24 protein-coding genes are annotated in these 18,405 nt (G+C 64.6%); 17 read left to right on the top strand and 7 right to left on the bottom strand.

The window, feature by feature from the left end; genetic code table 11:
- Positions 1 to 66 precede the first annotated feature (66 nt).
- Both IEX78_RS16425 and IEX78_RS16420 read left to right on the top strand, forming a co-directional pair.
- Positions 67 to 1,092, top strand: coding sequence for an alpha/beta hydrolase (locus tag IEX78_RS16425; protein ID WP_188830243.1), 1,026 nt, complete (start codon positions 67 to 69; stop codon positions 1,090 to 1,092).
- 113 nt (positions 1,093 to 1,205) lie between these two features.
- Complete coding sequence (locus IEX78_RS16420; RefSeq protein WP_188829875.1) at positions 1,206 to 2,405, top strand: TetR/AcrR family transcriptional regulator; 1,200 nt, start codon at positions 1,206 to 1,208, stop codon at positions 2,403 to 2,405.
- Here IEX78_RS16420 and IEX78_RS16415 read toward each other — a convergent pair.
- Positions 2,385 to 3,860, bottom strand: a complete 1,476-nt coding sequence (locus IEX78_RS16415; RefSeq protein ID WP_188829874.1) for an aldehyde dehydrogenase family protein — start codon at positions 3,858 to 3,860, stop codon at positions 2,385 to 2,387. The two genes, IEX78_RS16420 and IEX78_RS16415, sit on opposite strands and share 21 nt — an antisense overlap.
- A gap of 254 nt (positions 3,861 to 4,114) precedes the next feature.
- Between IEX78_RS16415 and IEX78_RS16410 the strand changes: the two genes are divergently transcribed.
- The 3 genes from IEX78_RS16410 to IEX78_RS16400 are packed head-to-tail and all read left to right on the top strand — an operon-like array spanning position 4,115 to position 6,797.
- Positions 4,115 to 5,116, top strand: coding sequence for an ATP-binding cassette domain-containing protein (locus IEX78_RS16410; protein WP_188829873.1), 1,002 nt, complete (start codon positions 4,115 to 4,117; stop codon positions 5,114 to 5,116).
- Complete coding sequence (locus tag IEX78_RS16405; protein ID WP_188829872.1) at positions 5,116 to 5,925, top strand: ABC transporter permease; 810 nt, start codon at positions 5,116 to 5,118, stop codon at positions 5,923 to 5,925. Before IEX78_RS16410 ends, IEX78_RS16405 begins: the two co-directional genes overlap by 1 nt.
- Positions 5,922 to 6,797, top strand: coding sequence for an ABC transporter permease (locus tag IEX78_RS16400; RefSeq protein ID WP_308426546.1), 876 nt, complete (start codon positions 5,922 to 5,924; stop codon positions 6,795 to 6,797). The genes IEX78_RS16405 and IEX78_RS16400 overlap by 4 nt, the downstream gene beginning before the upstream one ends.
- Here the strand turns inward: IEX78_RS16400 and IEX78_RS16395 are convergent.
- Both IEX78_RS16395 and IEX78_RS16390 read right to left on the bottom strand, forming a co-directional pair.
- Complete coding sequence (locus IEX78_RS16395; protein WP_188829871.1) at positions 6,785 to 7,936, bottom strand: lycopene cyclase family protein; 1,152 nt, start codon at positions 7,934 to 7,936, stop codon at positions 6,785 to 6,787. The two genes, IEX78_RS16400 and IEX78_RS16395, sit on opposite strands and share 13 nt — an antisense overlap.
- A 210-nt stretch (positions 7,937 to 8,146) precedes the next feature.
- Complete coding sequence (locus IEX78_RS16390) at positions 8,147 to 8,623, bottom strand: hotdog fold domain-containing protein (protein ID WP_188829870.1); 477 nt, start codon at positions 8,621 to 8,623, stop codon at positions 8,147 to 8,149.
- Between the two features lie 533 nt (positions 8,624 to 9,156).
- Here IEX78_RS16390 and rpsJ point away from each other — a divergent pair.
- From rpsJ to IEX78_RS16330, 12 genes are all read left to right on the top strand, one after another.
- The gene (rpsJ, locus tag IEX78_RS16385) at positions 9,157 to 9,462 is read left to right on the top strand and encodes a 30S ribosomal protein S10 (RefSeq protein ID WP_003938093.1); all 306 of its coding nucleotides are present in this window, start codon (positions 9,157 to 9,159) and stop codon (positions 9,460 to 9,462) included.
- Positions 9,463 to 9,476: 14 nt separating this feature from the next.
- Positions 9,477 to 10,142, top strand: coding sequence for a 50S ribosomal protein L3 (gene rplC / locus IEX78_RS16380; RefSeq protein WP_188829869.1), 666 nt, complete (start codon positions 9,477 to 9,479; stop codon positions 10,140 to 10,142).
- On the top strand, positions 10,139 to 10,819 hold the full coding sequence (rplD, locus tag IEX78_RS16375; RefSeq protein WP_188829868.1) for a 50S ribosomal protein L4: 681 nt from the start codon (positions 10,139 to 10,141) through the stop codon (positions 10,817 to 10,819). Before rplC ends, rplD begins: the two co-directional genes overlap by 4 nt.
- Positions 10,816 to 11,121, top strand: coding sequence for a 50S ribosomal protein L23 (rplW, locus tag IEX78_RS16370; protein ID WP_188829867.1), 306 nt, complete (start codon positions 10,816 to 10,818; stop codon positions 11,119 to 11,121). The genes rplD and rplW overlap by 4 nt, the downstream gene beginning before the upstream one ends.
- A gap of 33 nt (positions 11,122 to 11,154) precedes the next feature.
- Positions 11,155 to 11,991, top strand: a complete 837-nt coding sequence (gene rplB, locus IEX78_RS16365; protein WP_188829866.1) for a 50S ribosomal protein L2 — start codon at positions 11,155 to 11,157, stop codon at positions 11,989 to 11,991.
- Between the two features lie 14 nt (positions 11,992 to 12,005).
- A complete protein-coding gene (rpsS, locus tag IEX78_RS16360; RefSeq protein WP_019045020.1) occupies positions 12,006 to 12,287 on the top strand; it encodes a 30S ribosomal protein S19 in 282 nt (93 codons plus the stop codon).
- Positions 12,284 to 12,697: a 50S ribosomal protein L22 gene (rplV, locus tag IEX78_RS16355; RefSeq protein WP_188829865.1), complete on the top strand. Its 414-nt coding sequence runs from the start codon at positions 12,284 to 12,286 to the stop codon at positions 12,695 to 12,697. Before rpsS ends, rplV begins: the two co-directional genes overlap by 4 nt.
- Positions 12,698 to 13,492: a 30S ribosomal protein S3 gene (rpsC, locus tag IEX78_RS16350; protein ID WP_188829864.1), complete on the top strand. Its 795-nt coding sequence runs from the start codon at positions 12,698 to 12,700 to the stop codon at positions 13,490 to 13,492. It abuts the gene before it with no gap.
- 3 nt (positions 13,493 to 13,495) lie between these two features.
- Positions 13,496 to 13,912: a 50S ribosomal protein L16 gene (rplP, locus tag IEX78_RS16345; protein WP_067491147.1), complete on the top strand. Its 417-nt coding sequence runs from the start codon at positions 13,496 to 13,498 to the stop codon at positions 13,910 to 13,912.
- Positions 13,912 to 14,151, top strand: coding sequence for a 50S ribosomal protein L29 (gene rpmC / locus IEX78_RS16340; RefSeq protein WP_188829863.1), 240 nt, complete (start codon positions 13,912 to 13,914; stop codon positions 14,149 to 14,151). Before rplP ends, rpmC begins: the two co-directional genes overlap by 1 nt.
- Positions 14,148 to 14,417, top strand: coding sequence for a 30S ribosomal protein S17 (gene rpsQ, locus IEX78_RS16335; RefSeq protein ID WP_188829862.1), 270 nt, complete (start codon positions 14,148 to 14,150; stop codon positions 14,415 to 14,417). Before rpmC ends, rpsQ begins: the two co-directional genes overlap by 4 nt.
- Positions 14,418 to 14,522: 105 nt before the next feature.
- The gene (locus tag IEX78_RS16330) at positions 14,523 to 14,696 is read left to right on the top strand and encodes a hypothetical protein (RefSeq protein ID WP_188829861.1); all 174 of its coding nucleotides are present in this window, start codon (positions 14,523 to 14,525) and stop codon (positions 14,694 to 14,696) included.
- A gap of 9 nt (positions 14,697 to 14,705) precedes the next feature.
- On the opposite strand, the gene IEX78_RS16325 is transcribed toward IEX78_RS16330, so the two are convergent.
- From IEX78_RS16325 to IEX78_RS16310, 4 genes are all read right to left on the bottom strand, one after another.
- Positions 14,706 to 14,945, bottom strand: a complete 240-nt coding sequence (locus tag IEX78_RS16325) for a hypothetical protein (RefSeq protein ID WP_229684045.1) — start codon at positions 14,943 to 14,945, stop codon at positions 14,706 to 14,708.
- Positions 14,942 to 16,627 carry a hypothetical protein gene (locus IEX78_RS16320; protein WP_188829860.1) on the bottom strand — a complete coding sequence of 562 codons (1,686 nt, stop codon included), beginning with the start codon at positions 16,625 to 16,627 and terminating at the stop codon, positions 14,942 to 14,944. Before IEX78_RS16320 ends, IEX78_RS16325 begins: the two co-directional genes overlap by 4 nt.
- Before the next feature lie 103 nt (positions 16,628 to 16,730).
- A complete protein-coding gene (locus tag IEX78_RS16315; protein WP_188829859.1) occupies positions 16,731 to 17,552 on the bottom strand; it encodes an SDR family oxidoreductase in 822 nt (273 codons plus the stop codon).
- Positions 17,553 to 17,595: 43 nt separating this feature from the next.
- Complete coding sequence (locus tag IEX78_RS16310; protein WP_188830241.1) at positions 17,596 to 18,327, bottom strand: CPBP family intramembrane glutamic endopeptidase; 732 nt, start codon at positions 18,325 to 18,327, stop codon at positions 17,596 to 17,598.
- Between the last annotated feature and the right edge of the window lie 78 nt (positions 18,328 to 18,405).

Below are 18,405 nucleotides of genomic sequence, written 5' to 3'. Positions count from 1 at the left end.
GATTCCATATGCGTCTCCCAGGTGAAGGTGGAAACCGTGTCGAAAACGGGCTCCCGCGCTGCCGCGATGTTCGTGGTTACGCTCGCGACGATCGCTGGCTTGCTCACCGCTGGTGGCATCGGCACAGCGTCGGCTGACCCGATCATCGACGGACGTGCGCTCCTTGCGAATCCGACCGCACCCGACGGCTCGCGCATCGTGAAGGCCGAAATCAAGGATTCGCGCAGCCTGCGATTGCACGTGTTTTCGGCGGCGATGGACAAAGAGGTCATCGTCGACGTCCAGCGTCCGGCCGACGCATCGGTGCCGCGCCCCACGCTGTATTTGATCAATGGTGCTGGGGGAGGCGAGGATTCGGCTTCGTGGGTCGCTAAGACCGGCGCGTTGCAGTTCCTCGGCGACAAGAACGTCAACGTCATTCAGCCCATCGGCGGCAAGTGGACCTACTACACCGACTGGATCGCCGACGACCCCGTGCTCGGTCGCAACAAGTGGAAGACCTTCTTCACCGAGGAACTTCCCCCGCTCGTCGACGGCGCGCTCGGCACCAACGGCGTGAACGCGATCGCCGGGTTGTCGACGTCGGGGACAACCGTTCTCGCGTTGCCTATTGCCAAGCCCGGCCTCTACAAGGCCGCCGCCGCCTACAGCGGGTGCGCGCAGACCTCCGACGCGGTTGGTTCGGAATTTGTGAAGGTCACCGTCGAGACCTGGGGCAACGGCGACACGCTCAACATGTGGGGCCCGGTCGGCTCGCCCGAGTGGGTGCGCAACGACCCGTACGTGAATGCCGAAGGGCTGCGCGGCCTTGAGCTTTATGTGTCCAGCGGCAACGGGCTGCCTGGTCCGTACGACACGCTCGACGGCCCGTACGCGCTGCCCGGCCAGTTCGGGCTCGCCAACCAATTGATCGTCGGCGGCATCATCGAAGCTGGCACCAACTACTGCACGCACAACTTGCAGACCAAGCTCAACGAGCTCGGCATCCCGGCCACCTTCAACTTCCGCAACGCCGGCACCCACTCGTGGGGCTACTGGAACGACGACTTGCACCAGTCGTGGCCGGTGCTCGCCAAGGGGCTTGGGCTGTAATTTCGCCGTGGTGATCGGCAGCTGGGCGTTTGCGAATTGTGGTTAACTTAGGTTGACTGGAGCAACGTTGCCCTCCGCCCACCGGCGGACCCCGTTCACCTAAGTGAGGATCGATGGTCGCCGAACGCAGTGAGGCCGAATCGGGTCCCGTGCGCCGTCGACCCAAGGATCGCAAGCTCCAGATCATGCGAGCGGCAGCGCGTGCGTTCAGTCAGCGTGGTTATCACCCGGTCGGGGTCGACGAAATTGCCGCCGAAGTTGGCATCTCCGGCCCCGCGCTGTACCGGCATTTCGCGAACAAATACGCGCTGCTCGTCGCCGCCGCTGAAGAGGGGGCGCGCGATCTACGCGACAGCGCGGCAGCCGCCGACGATCCTTCGCTTCCGCCGCTCGATCGGCTAACCGCCCTGCTCACCGCGGTTGCCGAGCGCGACATCGACATTCGCCGCGAAGCCGGGCTCTACCGCTGGGAACGCCGCTACCTCGAACGCGAAGACCGGCATCGCATCCGCGCGTACTACCGCGAACTGGAAGCGATGGTCGGCGCGCCGATCGCCGAGCTGCGCCCCTCGCTCAGCGAGACCGAAGTGGCGATGCGCGCGGTTGGCGCGTTGAGCGTGCTCGCCAGCATCTCCGCGCATCGCAGCAACCTGCCGCAGGCCCGCACGCTGGCGCTGATGCTGGAAATGGCGATGGCGGTGATCTTCGCCGACCTGCCGCCCGAACCGCCCGAAGGTGCGGCTGAGCCCGGCCAAGTTGGGCTCACCGTTTCATCAAAACGCGAACAGCTACTCACTGAAGCGATGCGCATCTTCGGCCGCAACGGCTATCACGAGTCGGCGATCGAAGAAATCGGCGCTGCCGTCGGGATCAACGCGAGCAGCGTGTACCGGTACTTCGACAGCAAAGCCGACCTGCTGCTCGCCGCGTTCAACCGTGCGAGCGACCGCATCACCCTCGCCATCGAAGACGCGCTGCGCGAAGCGACCGACCGTCCCGACGCCGCCCGCCGCATCGCTGACCGCTTCGTGCGACTCACCTTCATGACGCCCGAACTGATGCCGGTGTACTACGCCGAATTCGGCAGCCTCCCGCCCGCCGAACAGCATCGCTTGCGCGCGCTGCAACGGCAGACGGTGCTGGAATGGGCCAACCTGCTTGACGGCGATCCCATCGAGGCGCGCTTCCGCGTTCACGCCGCGCTTGGCATCATCATCGACGTTGGTCGACTACTTCGATTCGATTCTCGCCCAGCGCAATTGGCGCGGATGGGCGCGTTAGCTTCGTCGGTGTTATCCCCTTCCGTGTCGTAGTCGGAAAAGGGCTTTCGCAGTGCGCAGGTGACGCGGATGACGGTCGAAGGTCGATAGGCGAACCGGGGCACGAAAGCGCCTGCGCGCGATCGACATCGTGCGGCTGAATTCGCGCAACCCTTCCTTGCCGTGACTGTGCCCCTGCCCGTATTCGCCGACGCCACCGAACGGCAGCGCGGGGATGCCGGTGAACGCGGTCGACGAATTGACTGTCACCACACCAACTTTGAGCTGTTCAGCGACGAACTCGGCCGTGCCAACATCGGCGGTGAAGATGGTGACGGCGATGCCGTTGCCCGCCGCGTTGGACCGCGTGACGGCGTCGGCGAGGTCGGCGACGCGATTGACAACAAGGACAGGGCCGATGCCCTCGCCGGTGATCGCGATGCTGTCCTCGGGCACATGCGCGAGCACGATCGGCTCAACGTAGGGGTCGCGGAATGACTCAAGCCCGCCGAGCACGGCGTGCCCACCGCGATCGAGCGCGTCGCTGACCTGCGCGCGCACCACTTCGACCTGGTCGGCATTGATCATCGGGCCGTAGGAGGCGCGATTGTCGGCGCCGGGGCGCAGGCGGGCCGCGCGGTCGGCGGTGCGGGCGAGGAAGTCGTCGAAGACGGCGTCGGCGACGTAACAGCGCTGGATGCCGGTGGCGTTTTGGCCGGAGTTGGCCATCGCGCCGAACACCGCTGCTTCGGCGGCGGCGTCGATGTTGGCGTCGTCGGCGACGATCATCGACCCCTTGCCGGTGTGCTCGACGATCACGGGCGTAAGGGTGCGCGCGCAGAGCGTGATGACGTCGCGACTCGACTCGGCTGGCCCCGCGTAAGCGATCTTGTCGACGCCCGCCTGACAGAGCGCGTGCGCGGTGCCGTCGTCGCCGGTGATGGCCTGCAAAACCGGCTGGTCAGGCATGACGCGATACCAACTTTGCGCGAGCCAGAGCCCGACGCCCGTTGTTGTCTGGTGGGGGATGAAAACCACCGAATTGCCCGCCGCCATCGCATAGGCGATCGACCCCATCGGGGTGAAAACTGGGTTGTTCCACGCGCCGAGCACGCCGACGACGCCGAGCGGGAGATAGCCAACCGAAGCGTGCTGGTTGCGCGTTAGCCAATTGGCGGCCAAGCGTTTTCGACCAAGAGCGAGTTTGGCGTTGCGGGCGGCCCAGTCGAGGTTTTCGACAGCGAGCATGACTTCGAGGTTCGCGTCGGCGGCAGGTTTACCGGTTTCGCTACGGAGGATGTCGACCAAATCGCCACTGCGTCTTGCGATTTCGGCTCGCCAATCGAGTAGCACCGACCGACGCTGCGCGAAATCGAGCTCGCCCCACCAGTTTTGGGTGTGGTTGGCGGTACGAACCGCAAGGGTGACCTCGGCGTGGCCGCGCACCGGATAGCGCGCGTTCTCCTCGCCAGTGCGTGGATCGACGGTCGCGATGATGTGGTCATTCATGGTCACCTCCACTTCCCTGCTCGTCAGGGTATGGGCCGCCGTACACACCCGACAAGGCTCGCGTACTGCCCTTCCACTGCCCAGGTGAGCAACGACACAAGATCACCTGCGGCGATCGTGTGAGTAGGCCGAAGAACAATCGGGAAAGTCGGCCGACCGGTAACATCGCGCCGAGCAGTGGGGATCACCTACTGGAACCCAAACAATCCGCGTGCGTGTGTTCGCGCCGCGCACCGGCCGATGGTGGAGAGTTGATGCCGAGTTCGATCTCAGTGGATTCGCCCGTGGGAGGCGTCGCGGCACGCGACACCGAACCCGCGGTGCTGGTGTCCGACGTGCGCAAGTCCTTTGGCGACGTGCACGCCTTGCAGGGCGTCAGCTTCCGGGCGGAAAAGGCGAGCGTGCTCGGCATCCTCGGGCCCAATGGCGCGGGCAAGACGACCACCGTCAAAATCCTGTCAACGTTGCTGCGCCCCGACTCCGGTCGCGCTGTTGTCGCGGGTCATGACGTGGTTACCGATGCCGCTGGCGTGCGTCGATCGATCATGATGACCGGCCAGTACGCCGCGCTCGACGAGAACCTTTCCGGTCGGGAAAACCTGGAACTGTTCGGTCGGTTGATGGGGCTTACTCGGTCGGCGGCCCGGTCGCGCGCCGATGTGTTGCTTGAGGAATTTGACCTGGTCAGCGCTGGTAAGCGCGCGGTCGCCAACTACTCGGGCGGCATGCGTCGTCGCGTCGACATCGCGTGCGGGCTTGTTGTTCGGCCGGAAGTGGTGTTCCTCGACGAGCCGACGACCGGGCTCGACCCGCGCAGCCGTCAGGGCGTGTGGGACCTGGTCACCGCGCTCAAAAATCAGGGCATCACCGTGCTGCTCACCACGCAGTACCTCGAAGAGGCCGACATCCTCTCCGACAACATCATCGTGATCGACAAGGGCACGGTCATTGCCGAAGGCACCGCCGACGAGCTCAAGGCCCGCACCGGCGGCAGCTTCTGCGAGATCGTCCCGGTTGAGGTCACGCGGCTGCCCGCGGCCATCGCCGCGCTTGGCGACCTCGTGCCAGCCAACGTCGCCGCCGAAGCTGTCAACGCCGACAAGCTGTCGATCCCCGCGCCCGACGGTGCGGCAACGCTCGCCGAAGCGCTGCGTCGCCTCGACGCCGCCGGCGTGGAGCTCGCCGACATCGCGCTGCGTCGCCCTTCGCTCGACGACGTGTTCTTGTCGATCACCGGACACTCTGGCGGCAACTAGTGACCGCGACGATAAAACCGGCGAACGCGCTGTTCGCTGAGCTACCAGCGGTACGGCCGAGCAGCTTCGCGCAGTGGCGCGCGCTCACCGGGCGCATCGTGCACACGATGGCTACCAAGGGCGAGCTGATCGTCGCGTGCATCACGCCGTTCATCATCACCATCAGCTTCTACCTGCCGCTGCGGTACGTGATGAAGTTCCAGGGCATCGACTACGCCCAGTTCGTGATGCCCGTCGTCGTTTTGCAGACGATGGCGATGACGATGATGTCGAACGCGCAGCTGTCGGCGTTCGAGGCGCTCACCGGCTTCAGCACGCGACTGCAAACGATGCCGATCGGCAAATTCGTTCCGCTGATGTCGCGGATCGCGGCTGGCATCGTGCGTTCGCTCATCTCGCTTACCGCGACCATCCTCTACGGCTATCTGATCGGCTTCCGGTTCCTCGGCGGCTGGCTCGACGCGCTGTGCTTCGCCGCCTTCGCCGTCGCGGTTGGTGTCGCGCTCACCTTCGGTGCCGACGCGATGGGCAGCTTGAGCAAAAACCCCGAAGCGCTCTCCCAGGCGCTCACGTTGCCGATTTTGATCTTCGGCATGCTCTCGACCGGGTTCGTTCCGGAAAAGAGCTTCCCCGAATGGGTGCGGCCGTTCGCGCGTAACCAGCCCATTTCTCAGTTCTCCGAAACCCTGCAAGACATGGCGAACGGACATATGACTTGGGGCGGTTCTTGGGTGTCATTGGCATGGCTCGGCGGAATCACCGCGCTGTTCCTCCCACTGGCGGTGTGGGCGAGTGTGAGGCGATCATGACAACGATGGAACACGCCAACGCGGTGCTCACCGAGCCCGATGCCGACGCGGCTCACGCGGTCGCGGCTCGGTTGCCTGTCGTTGTTGGCAAGCCCGAGAACTCGCTGACGCTGTGGTTCACCCAAAGCCTGATCCAGTGCCGCCGCATGTTGAAGGTGTGGTTGCGCGACCCGTCAACGACGATTCAGACGATCGTCTACCCGGCGCTCACGCTGCTGATGTTCCAGATCGTGCTCGGCAATTCGATCACCAACGCCACCGGCATCCCCAGCATTTACGGCCAAGCCGCCATGCTGACGCTGGTCGCGGCGATGACGGGCGCGCAGGTGAGTGCGCTCGGCTTCAAGCGCGAGAAGTCGTCAGGGCTGCTGAGCCGGTTCTACACCATGCCGATCCACAAGGGTTCGCTGCTCACCGGGCGCTTGCTCGCCGAAATGCTGCGCATCGTGTTGACCACGGTTATCGTGCTGCTCGTCGCGGTGCCATTGGGCTTCCTCTTCATGGAAAACCCGCTCACCAACATCGCGCTGGTCTGCGTTCCCGTGCTGTTCGGGCTTGGGTTCACCGTGATGGTCACCGCGCTCGCGACCGTCACCGAAGGCGTGATGCTGCTCAGCGTCATCAGCATCGTCAACACGCTGCTGATGTTCTTCAACTCGGGCTTCGTCCCGGTGTTCGCCTACCCGACGTGGTTGCAGCCCTTCGTCGCGCATCAGCCGATGAGCTGCGCGATCGACGCGATGCGCGGGCTTTCCTACGGCGGCCCGGTGGCTGGGCCGTTGCTTGAGACCGCGGCGTGGTCGGTCGGGATGCTCATCGTCTTCGGTTACCCGGCGATCATCGGGTACAAGCGGGCAGCTCAGAACGGGTAGTTCAGCCAACGATCGCGGTTGCGCCAACCGACGAGGTCGTAGCGCCAGCGGAACGGCCAGGTGTGGGCGACGGTGTTGAACAGCACCGCGCCCAACCCTAGGTAGTCGTCGTGGGCGGACAGCAGCGCGCGCTGTCCGCGCTCGGACTCGGTGAAGAACGCGTCGAACATCGCGATCGACTGCGCGGTCGTCAGGCGACCGAGGCCCCACAGGCCGCGCATCCGCATCCAATAGACCAGTCGCGCCTGCCACGGCCACAGCGCTTCGATCGGGTCGTTGCCCGCTTTGATCGCGTCGATCGCGGGGTCGACCAGGGCCAGCGAGTCAGCGACGCTGTAGCCGGTGCAGGGGTGCATCATGCCGCCGCGCGAACCGAACGGCACCGCGATGGCCCTACCCTTTTTCGGCGGTTCCTGGTCGAGTGGATAGTGCGCGGCCTCGTGTGGTTCGTCGCCGGTGAGTTCGATGCCGTGGGCCTTGAGCCGGGCGAGGGTCCGCTTGCGTAGTTCGTGTTGCGGCATGCCGCCGCGCAGGCCGAGGCTGGTTTCCTCGAAGATCACCGTGCCGTCGCCGAGGGGGACCGCATACAGGAACGACGGCGGCTCAGCCGGACCAGCGCCATTCTCCGGACGCCAATCAAGAAGCAGCCCTTCACCTTTCGCGACCATCGGTGCCGCGGTTTCCTCGCTGACGAAGATGCCGTGTGCTGACGCCGCCCGTCGCTGGTTGAGGACGGGCAGGCCACGCGTGTCGAAGACGGTTGCCGCTTTGACGGTGGTGTCGTTGTCGAGCTCGACGAGATGCTGGTCGACGTTGCGGGCGCGCGCCGCGTAGACCGTCGCGTCGTCGATGTTGAGCGCGGCATGCAGGCCCGGCTTGGAAAGCACGCAGTAGGGGCGGGTGATCCTTCGCTCGACACTGGTCCACACGGTCGGCGCTTCGATGCGCTGCGCGATCGCGAACCCGGGCAACCACGCGGGCAGCTCGTCGACCCAGCAGGAGAACGTGGGCGGAAACAGTCGATCGGGTCGCGGATCAATGGCAGCTACCTTGAGCCCGGCGACCGCCGCCCGATGGGCAAGCGCCCGCCCAGCAGGCCCAAGCCCGACGACCGCGACATCAAACTCCCGCACACTCACCTTCGCATTCAATCGCTTCTCCAGCTCAGCCCGCAAACCCCAGCTCGTCAGTCGGCAAGGCGCAGCGCTTGCCGAAGCGTGAGCCGACCTTGCGTTTGCAGCAGCGCCCGCCGGTAGAGCCGTTTAGAAGAACACGAGCTTGTCTTTGCGCCGCGCCGCCAGTCCGAACCGCTCAAGCAGTTCGTCAGCGGAGCGGGTGGCGGGCGGTGTTCAGGCGGGAGTGACCCACGTCGTGATGTCGGCGTGGACCACTTCGATGCCGCGCTTGTCGTAAATCGACACCGGGACCACCAGGTCGGTGCCCTCGGTGAGCGCGTCGAAGTCGGGGAGTTCGGGCAGTTTCGCGATCGCGCGCAAACCCGATTCGGCCTTGGTCAAGTACTGCACGTTCATGCTCTTGGGGATCCAGCGGTGGCTGGTCGGGACCGTCGCTTCGCTGAGCATGCCCATCGCGCACTCGGCCAAGTTGCATGCCGCGATGGCGTGGAAGGTACCGATGTGGTTGTGGATGCCGAACCATTTCGGCGCGACGACCTCGCACAATCCCGGTTCCAACCGCACTACCTGCGGCAACACCGTGCCGAAGTACGGCACCCGCGCGACCATGCCGAGTGAGAACAGGGTGTGCCCGATTCGATTGTCGGGCAGCTTCTTCCAGCCGCGATAGGTCGCGGTTTCCTTCGTCATCACTCGATCTTACTCAAAAGTAAGTTAGTGCGGGAGGCTCCTGGTTAAGGTCGCCCGCATCGCTCCAGCTACTATTGACTAGCTCAGCTCGAACGTCGCTGCGGCCCAGGTCGCGCCCCAAACGCGGGCGTGATCGATACCGCAGCCCCCCGATTTGAACCGGCCTCTCGGCATGGTGCATACTGTTCGGGTTGCCTTGTACAGGTTCTATGTCGTGCAAGGCGAGAAATAGTTAGTGTCCCTCCGGGAAACCGGTGTGGATACGTTCCGGCCCACCGAATGTGTGCTCGCCGGTCTCGGGAAAGAAATTTTTCGAGATCGCATTATGAGCATCAGGGCGACACGCCCGACCGCGTGGACCGGAAGAACCATGACAGATGAACAGCGGCGAGGACTAGCAGTGCCCGATTTGTGGCGCGTGCGGTCGCGGTCTCGACTGGAAATCCATCGTGTGTTCGGGCTGTGCAAATTGAGGGTGGCGCGGAAGTTCGCTTCTGTTGCCACGAAGGAAAGCGGAGAAAAGGACACTTAGCGTGGCGGGACAAAAGATCCGCATCAGGCTCAAGGCCTATGACCACGAGGCGATCGACGCGTCAGCGCGCAAGATCGTGGAGACGGTGACCCGCACTGGCGCCCGTGTGGTCGGGCCGGTGCCGTTGCCCACCGAGAAGAACGTGTACTGCGTCATCCGTTCGCCGCACAAGTACAAGGACTCGCGCGAGCACTTCGAGATGCGTACTCACAAGCGACTCATCGACATCCTCGACCCGACGCCGAAGACGGTTGACGCGCTTATGCGCATCGACCTGCCGGCCAGCGTCGACGTCAACATTCAGTGACGGGGACTCGAGCAATGACTGATAACAAGAATCGGCCTCAGGCCGGCATCCTGGGCACCAAGCTTGGCATGACGCAGGTCTTCGATGAGAAGAACCGTGTCATCCCGGTCACCGTCATCAAGGCGGGCCCCAACGTGGTGACCCAGATTCGCACTCAGGAACGCGACGGCTACTCGGCCGTGCAGATCGCGTTCGGCGCCATTGACCCGCGCAAGGTGAACAAGCCCACCGCGGGCCAGTTCGCCAAGGCCGGTGTCACCCCTCGCCGCCACATCACCGAGATCCGCGTCGCGGATGCCTCCACCTTCGAGGTCGGCCAGGAACTTTCTGCCGACGTCTTCGAAGAGGGCACCTACGTCGACGTGACCGGTATCAGCAAGGGCAAGGGCTTCGCCGGCACCATGAAGCGTCACGGCTTCGCCGGTCAGGGCGCCTCGCACGGTGCCCAAGCTGTGCACCGTCGTCCCGGCTCCATCGGTGGCTGCGCCACCCCCGGCCGCGTGTTCAAGGGCATGCGCATGTCGGGCCGTATGGGCAACGAGCGCGTCACCACGCAGAACCTCTCGGTTCACAAGGTCGACGCTGAGAACGGCCTGCTGCTGGTCAAGGGTGCAATCCCCGGCCGTCGCGGCAACGTCGTGATCGTCAAGAGCGCAGTGAAGGGTGGTGCGCGCGCATGACCACTGTCAGCACTGAGAAGAAGGCCAACCTGACCCTTCCGGTCAAGGTCGCTGGCGGCAAGACCGAAGGCACCGTCGAACTCCCCGCGGAGATCTTCGACGTCACCGCCAACGTCGCGCTGATGCACCAGGTTGTCATCGCGCAGCTGGCCGCCGCTCGCCAGGGCACTCACTCCACGAAGACTCGTGGTGAGGTCCGTGGTGGTGGCAAGAAGCCGTACCGCCAGAAGGGCACCGGCCGCGCCCGTCAGGGTTCGACCCGTGCACCGCAGTTCGTTGGCGGTGGCACTGTCCACGGCCCGCAGCCGCGTGACTACACCCAGCGGACCCCCAAGAAGATGAAGGCCGCCGCACTGCGTGGCGCCCTGTCTGACCGGGCCCGTAACGAGCGCATCCACGTGATCACTGAACTGGTCGCCGGGCAGGCCCCGTCGACCAAGACCGCGAAGAGCTTCCTCGCCGAACTTTCGGATCGTAAGAAGTTCCTCGTCGTCGTCGGTCGCGAGGACGTCGCCGCGTGGAAGAGCGTGGCGAACCTGCAGAACGTGCTGCCGATCGCCCCGGATCAGCTCAACACCTACGACGTGCTTAACAGCGACGAAGTGGTGTTCTCTGTCGAGGCCCTGAACACGTTCGTTCACGGTCCCGCCGAGGCGGCCCAGGAGGAGAGCAAGTGAGCACCATCGCCGACCCCCGCGACATCCTGCTCGCACCGGTCATCTCGGAGAAGTCCTATGGGCTGATCGAGGAAGGCACCTACACCTTCCTGGTGCACCCGGACTCGAACAAGACGCAGATCAAGATCGCCGTCGAGAAGGTTTTCGGCGTCAAGGTGACCAGCGTCAACACCGCCAACCGTCAGGGCAAGCGCAAGCGGACCCGCTTCGGTTACGGCAAGCGCAAGGACACCAAGCGCGCGCTCGTGACCCTCTCGGCCGATAGCAAGCCCATCGAGATCTTCGGAGGCCCGGCCGCGTAAGCGGAGGGGCGTCCAGAAAGTAGAGAAGAACTCATGGCAATCCGTAAGTACAAGCCGACAACGCCGGGCCGTCGTGGTTCGTCCGTGTCGGACTTCGCCGAGATCACCCGGTCGACGCCGGAGAAGTCGCTGCTGCGCCCGCTCACCAAGTCCGGTGGTCGTAACGCGCACGGTCGCATCACCACTCGTCACCGTGGTGGCGGCCACAAGCGTGCCTACCGTCTGATCGACTTCCGTCGTTTGGACAAGGACGGCATCCCGGCCAAGGTCGCTCACATCGAGTACGACCCGAACCGCACCGCCAACATCGCACTGCTGCACTTTGCCGACGGCGAGAAGCGCTACATCATCGCGCCGAAGGGCATCAAGCAGGGCAGCCCGATTGAGTCCGGCCCCACGGCCGACATCAAGCCGGGTAACAACTTGCCGCTGCGCAACATCCCGACCGGTACCACCGTGCACAACGTGGAACTGCGTCCGGGTGGCGGTGCCAAGCTGGCCCGTTCGGCCGGTATGAGCATCCAGCTGCTCGGCAAGGAAGGGCCGTACGCGACCCTTCGTATGCCCTCGGGTGAAATCCGTCGTGTCGACGTGCGCTGCCGCGCAACCGTCGGCGAGGTGGGCAACGCCGAGCAGAGCAACATCAACTGGGGCAAGGCCGGCCGTATGCGCTGGAAGGGCCGTCGTCCTACCGTCCGTGGTGTCGTCATGAACCCGGTCGACCACCCGCATGGTGGTGGTGAGGGCAAGACCTCCGGTGGTCGCCACCCGGTCTCGCCGTGGGGCCAGCCTGAGGGCCGTACCCGCAAGCCCAACCGTCCGAGCGACAAGCTCATCGTCCGCCGCCGCAAGACCGGCAAGAAGCGCTAAGGAGGAGGTAAGAAATGCCACGCAGCCTCAAGAAGGGCCCGTTCGTCGACGACCACCTCCTCGCGAAGGTGGACGTCCAGAACGAAAAGGGCACGAAGCAGGTCATCAAGACCTGGTCGCGTCGCTCGACCATCATCCCCGATTTCATCGGCCACACTTTCGCCGTCCACGACGGTCGCAAGCACGTGCCGGTGTTCGTCTCGGACAACATGGTCGGTCACAAGCTTGGTGAATTCGCGCCGACCAGGACGTTCAAGAGCCACGTCAAGGACGACCGGAAGAGCAAGCGGCGATGAGCGAAAACATTGCAACTGAGGTGCAGAACCCGACTGCTCGGGCTACTGCCAAGCATGTCCGTGTCACCCCGATGAAGGCTCGTCGCGTCGTGGACCTCGTCCGCGGCAAGCGTGTCGAAGACGCGCTGGCGATCCTGCGGTTCGCACCGCAGGCCGCGAGCGAGCCGGTGGCCAAGGTCGTGGCGTCTGCCGCGGCGAACGCCGAGAACAACCTCGGCCTGAACCCGGCCACCCTGGTCATCTCGACGGCTTTCGTCGACGAGGGTGCCACCATGAAGCGTTTCCAGCCGCGTGCCCAGGGCCGTGCGTTCCGGATTCGCAAGCGCACCAGCCACATCACCATCGAGGTCGAGAGCGTGCCCACTGCCGGCGCTGCAACTCGTAGCCGCCGGAAGGGAGGGGCAAAGTAAATGGGACAGAAAATTAACCCCCATGGCTTCCGCCTCGGTATCACCACCGACTGGAAGTCGCGTTGGTACGCGGACAAGCAGTACGCGGAATACGTGAAGGAAGACGTTCAGATCCGCAAGCTCCTCGCCACTGGCATGGAGCGGGCAGGTATCTCGAAGGTCGAGATCGAGCGCACCCGTGATCGCGTCCGTGTGGATATCCACACCGCGCGTCCCGGCATCGTGATCGGTCGTCGTGGCGCGGAAGCTGATCGCATCCGTGCCGAGCTGGAGAAGCTCACCGGCAAGCAGGTTCAGCTCAACATCCTCGAGGTCAAGAACCCCGAATCGGATGCGCAGCTGGTTGCTCAGGGTGTTGCCGAGCAGCTCTCGAACCGTGTGGCGTTCCGTCGTGCGATGCGTAAGGCCATTCAGTCGGCCATGCGTTCGCCGAACGTCAAGGGCATCCGCGTGCAGTGCTCGGGCCGCCTCGGTGGCGCCGAAATGTCGCGCTCGGAGTTCTACCGTGAAGGTCGCGTTCCGCTGCACACGCTGCGTGCGGACATCGACTACGGCCTCTACGAGGCCAAGACCACCTTCGGTCGCATTGGCGTCAAGGTCTGGATCTACAAGGGTGACATCGTCGGCGGTCGTCGTGAACTGACCGCTGCCGCTGCTGCTCCGGAGCGCCCGCGTCGCGAGCGTCCGAGCCGCCCGCGTCGTTCCGGTGCCTCGGGCACCACCGCGACCAGCACCGAGGTCGGTCGCGCTGCCACCGCTGTGGCGGATGCGCCGGCAGAGAGTCAGGAGGGCTGACGCATGCTGATGCCCCGTAGGGTCAAGCACCGCAAGCAGCACCACCCCAGCCGTTCCGGCATGTCCAAGGGTGGCACCGCTGTGGCGTTCGGTGACTACGGCATTCAGGCTCTCGAGCCGGCCTACGTCACCAACCGTCAGATCGAGTCGGCGCGTATCGCGATGACCCGCCACATCAAGCGTGGCGGCAAGATCTGGATCAACATCTACCCCGACCGCCCGCTTACCAAGAAGCCTGCTGAAACCCGAATGGGTTCCGGTAAGGGTTCGCCGGAGTGGTGGGTCGCGAACGTGAAGCCCGGTCGGGTCATGTTCGAGATGTCTTACCCGAATGAGGAGACTGCTCGTGAGGCCCTGCGCCGCGCGATGCACAAGCTCCCGATGAAATGCAGGATCGTGACCAGGGAGGAGCAGTTCTGATGGCTACAGGAACACCGGCCGCAGAGCTCCGCGAGCTCAACGAAGACGAGCTTGTGGCCCGCCTGCGCGAGTCGAAGGAAGAGCTCTTCAACCTGCGCTTCCAGATGGCGACGGGTCAGCTCGACAATAACCGTCGTCTGCGCGTTGTCCGCCACGAGATCGCGCGCATCTACACGGTCATGCGTGAGCGCGAGCTCGGTCTGGCCTCGGCACCCGCTGGCAAGGGAGATGCGGCATGAGCGAGAACACCGAAGAGCGCAACAGCCGCAAGGTACGCAGCGGCTATGTTGTCTCGGACAAGATGAACAAGACGATCGTCGTCGAGCTGGAAGACCGTCACCGGCACCCGCTTTACGGCAAGATCATCCGCACCACCTCCAAGGTGAAGGCGCATGACGAGAACGAGATCGCCGGCATCGGCGACCGCGTTCAGCTGATGGAGACCCGTCCGCTGTCGGCCACCAAGCGCTGGCGTCTGGTCGAGGTCCTGGAGAAGGCCAAGTAGGTCTTTTCCTCGATCCATCGAGATCGTTTTTCTGCAAAGGCCCGCCTCCCTTTTGGGAGGCGGGCCTTTGTTGTGCGGCGTGTACAGGGAGGAGAATGAGCGCCCATGAGCAGCGAGCATTCCTACGACCGCGAGAAATTCCTGCCGGAGCGTCCGCTACTGAGTGATTCGGAGACATTCGACTTGGGCGGCCCACTGACCAGGGATGAGGTCCGCGCGATAATCGCGCAGCGCCACACGACCGAAGCTGTGCGGCAGCCAGAAGGTCGCCGGGGCTGACCGGTCGCGTTATACGGCAATCAGTCGGACTTTGTTTCCGCAGAGTTTGGTCAGGTCGTCGACGTCGGACGTGACGATGGCGACCGGTGGGGTTTGGCGCAACGCGACTTCGGCGACAGACGCGTCGAGCGCGTACTTGTGACCCGGCAGACCCGCTTCCTTGAGCAGTGCGACGGCGGACTTCGCGGACTGCTCCGTGACCGGCTCATACTTCGGTCGGCATGCGCGCGAGTGTGGGCGCGCGATCATCCGGTGATGGCGTACGGGGTGCTCAGTTTGCGGGCGAAGTCGATGACGTTCGTGACTGTCTTGCCCGGGACGCCCACTTCCGCGCCGATGCTGCGTGGGGTCCATGACTGGTCGGCCAGTTCCAGGATTTCTTCGATCTGGTCGATCGTCAGGCGCAGGGGGCTTGCGTGGGCAACCTGGCGGGCGAGGGCGCGGACCTCGGTGTCGTCGTAGTCGTCGGTCTCGTCTGCGACGTCGCTTGAAGTGGGATCGCTCGGCTGGGTGCGCGGCTGATCTTCATCGCCTACGGGCTTGTCTGCGACATCGCGGGTGACGGAACCAGTGCGCTCGGTTCGCGAAGGCTTGACCAAGTTGGTCGCGTCGACAAGCACCTTGGGCGCGGTCGCGACGATGTCGGCCGTCAGCGGGGGAGTGGGGTCCGGCGCGAACATCAACTGTTCGGGCTGGGGAGCGCTGGGGATAACCTCGGGCTCGTTGGGCTCGTTGGGCTCGGGGAGCTCGGGGGGTTCGCCGTGGGGTTCGCGGGCGGCGGGGTCGGCGTGGGCCGTCGCCTCGGGAACGGGGTTGAGCTCACCTACTTCGGTTGACGCAGCCGCGGGTATTCGCCGCTCGCTGGCGGGCGTCTGTTGCGCGCGAGGCTGGGGGATGACGTCGAATGCGACGGTGGTGTGGGGAACGGGTGCACTCGGCTGCGCAGCCTCGGACAGGCGCGCGGCTTCCGCGTGGCGCGCACCAGATATGGGCGCATCGCTCGGCCGCGCTTCGACGGCGACTGGGGACGGCACCTTTAGGGCCTCGGCAACACCTTCGAGCGCATGGTCTGTGTCAGGCCGCGCGGTCAACGCGGCTATGGGCTCCCTCTCATGCGCCGAGTGGCCGCGCGAAACATGGTCTGCCACAACCATTTCCGAGGCAACATCTTCCTCACTCGCCACCTCAATCAACACCGCATACCGCGCGGCAACCCACGCGTGCAACCAAATCACCACACCAACCATCACCGGCGCGATCGCGAACTCAACGGCCCGCCCGTAATCCCCGGAGGCTAGGTGCGGCCCAGTATTCAACCCAACCGTGGTTCCGAGCAACACCACTTCAACGGCAAAAACCTTGCCCCGCTCCAACTCTCGACCCCACCGAGCGGCGGTGGTAGCGGCAACCATGATCGTGATGATCGGCACCGAGATCATCGCCTCAATACCAAAGCTCAACCAGTACAACGGGTCTCGCATGTTCCCACTCGGCACGAGGTTGTGCTGGACGTTCACCCCAGCCCACACCATGCCAAGCACAACAACGCCAATGAGTGCACGCGACGACCATTCGGCCCGCTGATACAGCTGCGCAAGCCGCGCATCCGCCGACGACGCCCGCCGCCGCGCGGCAAGCGCCTTGCGATGCCAGCGCGCGTCCGCTTCATCGGTGCGTCGCAACGACGCCTGCGTGCGCCGATCACGCCGCGATGAGGCGATGTCGTCGATCACCTCACGCCGCCGCTGCTTGCGCTGCTTAGCCCGAACCCATTCGGCCAGTTCCCGTTCCGCGCGAATCTCGGCGTCGGAAAGCGCGTCGTAGAGCGCGGTGTCGTGTTGCAGCGGCAGCTTGTCGCGCGCGGTCGCTACCTGCTGCGCAAGCACAGCGACCTCACTGCGCCCAGCATCAGTCGACTGATCGTTGGACATCGCGCGCCTTCCGCATGGCTCGAACACATGTTCATCGAACATATGTGTGATTGCCAGTGAGCGTAAACGCAAGCGCCAACGCGGTCAACGAGAAGCATGCACCTCAGTCAGTCAGGCGACGTTCGTATTCCGAGCGCGACGACGAATCACGCACGGCGGCAACCTGATTCGGCACCGTTCGTCGCAAAACCGCGTCGCGCAAACCCTGCGGCAAGATCCCAACAAGCCCCATTAACGGACCCGTGTACGCGGGCACCGTCACCTGAAAACGCGGTTGGCGGATCGCCGAAACCACCGCGGTGGCAACGTCGGCTGGGGTCAACAAGCCTGCCGCGCCCGTCGCCGTCCCAGCGGCAAGTTCGGTATCCACAACGCCGGGCATGATCGCGGTCAGCGCAACCCCGCTGCCGCGCAACTCCTCGCGCACGGCCGTCAAATACCCAAGCACCCCATGCTTGGTCGCCGCGTAAGTCGCCTCACCGGCCGGCGCGACCTTCGACGCGAGCGAAGCGATGGTCACGATGTGCCCGCGTCCGCGCTGACGCATCAGCGGCGCGACAAGTCGAACGCCGCGAATCACCCCGTGCAGATTCACCGCGAGCATGCGCGCGGTTGCGGTGTCGGGTTCGGTGTCGAAGGACCCAACCCACATGACACCCGCGTTGTTGACAAGCACATCGATTGGCCCATACAGCGCTTCGGTGGTGGCAAGGAAGTCGTGGAACGACCGCTCGTCGGTGACGTCGAGTTCGCACCCGTGGACCGTCCCCGGTAGTTCGCGGGAGGCTAGGCGGGCGGCGTCGCCCGAGAGGTCGCCGATGCAGACCAGCGCACCTTGAAGGGCGAGTTGATGCGCGATTTCCCGTCCGATCCCGGCCGCACCCCCGGTTACCGCGACAACAAGCCCAACAAGCGAGCGATTCACCTGACCTCCGATCGGTACCAAATCTGACCCGATCGTATGTCAGTTACCGAACTGCGGTGTGCCAGACCAGGGCCGCCGCCAGCGCACCCGCGCCGTTGAGCGACCAGTGCAGCGCGATCGGCGCGAGTAAACTGCCGCTGCGCCGCCGCAACCACGTGAAGACCATGCCCGCTACCGCAGTAGCCGCGACCGCCCCAGCGATCCCAACTACCTGCCCGAAAACCCCGCCGCCAACCAATTGCGTAAGCCCGGTGTTCGACGTGGTGAGCCCAAGCGACGACGCGATATGCCACAACCCAAACAGCAGTGAAGCACCGGCGAAGAGCCCGCGCGCGCCGAGTACGCGATCGAGCGTGCCGTGCAGGACACCCCGAAAAGCGAGCTCTTCGGGGATCACCGTTTGTAAGGGAATGACGATCATTGACGCGATAAGCGCGCCGGAAATCGTGGCATATCGGTCGGCGAGGAAGAACGGTCGCGTGAGCGGCAATAGCGCGCCAATCGCGACAGCGGTCAGCACAATCGCGACCGCGCCAAGCGCATAAGCCGTTCCTCGTCGCCAGTGTCGCGGCGACAACCCAAGCTCGGCCCATCCAAGCCCGCGCTTGCGCATCAATGCGACAAGCGTGAACGCGGCAACCGGCACCGCGACGACATTCGCCCACGGTGTCGTGAAATGCGCGATCAAATTCGTGCCGACAAGCACGACAACGACGACAGCGATGTCGACGTAGGCGTGAAGGCGTGGCCGGGGATCGGCGCTGGTAGCGGGCATAGGCACTCGACCGAGTGTAGGCGATTATTACGGAATGAACACGGACCAATAACCGCGATGACGCGCGCGGATAACGGC

Origin of the sequence: Nocardia camponoti (assembly GCF_014646135.1) — a bacterium.
In the GTDB taxonomy this organism is placed as follows: Bacteria; Actinomycetota; Actinomycetes; order Mycobacteriales; family Mycobacteriaceae; genus Nocardia; species Nocardia camponoti.
Note: the sequence above shows the minus strand (reverse complement) of the source record. Positions and strands in the feature narration are given on the sequence as shown.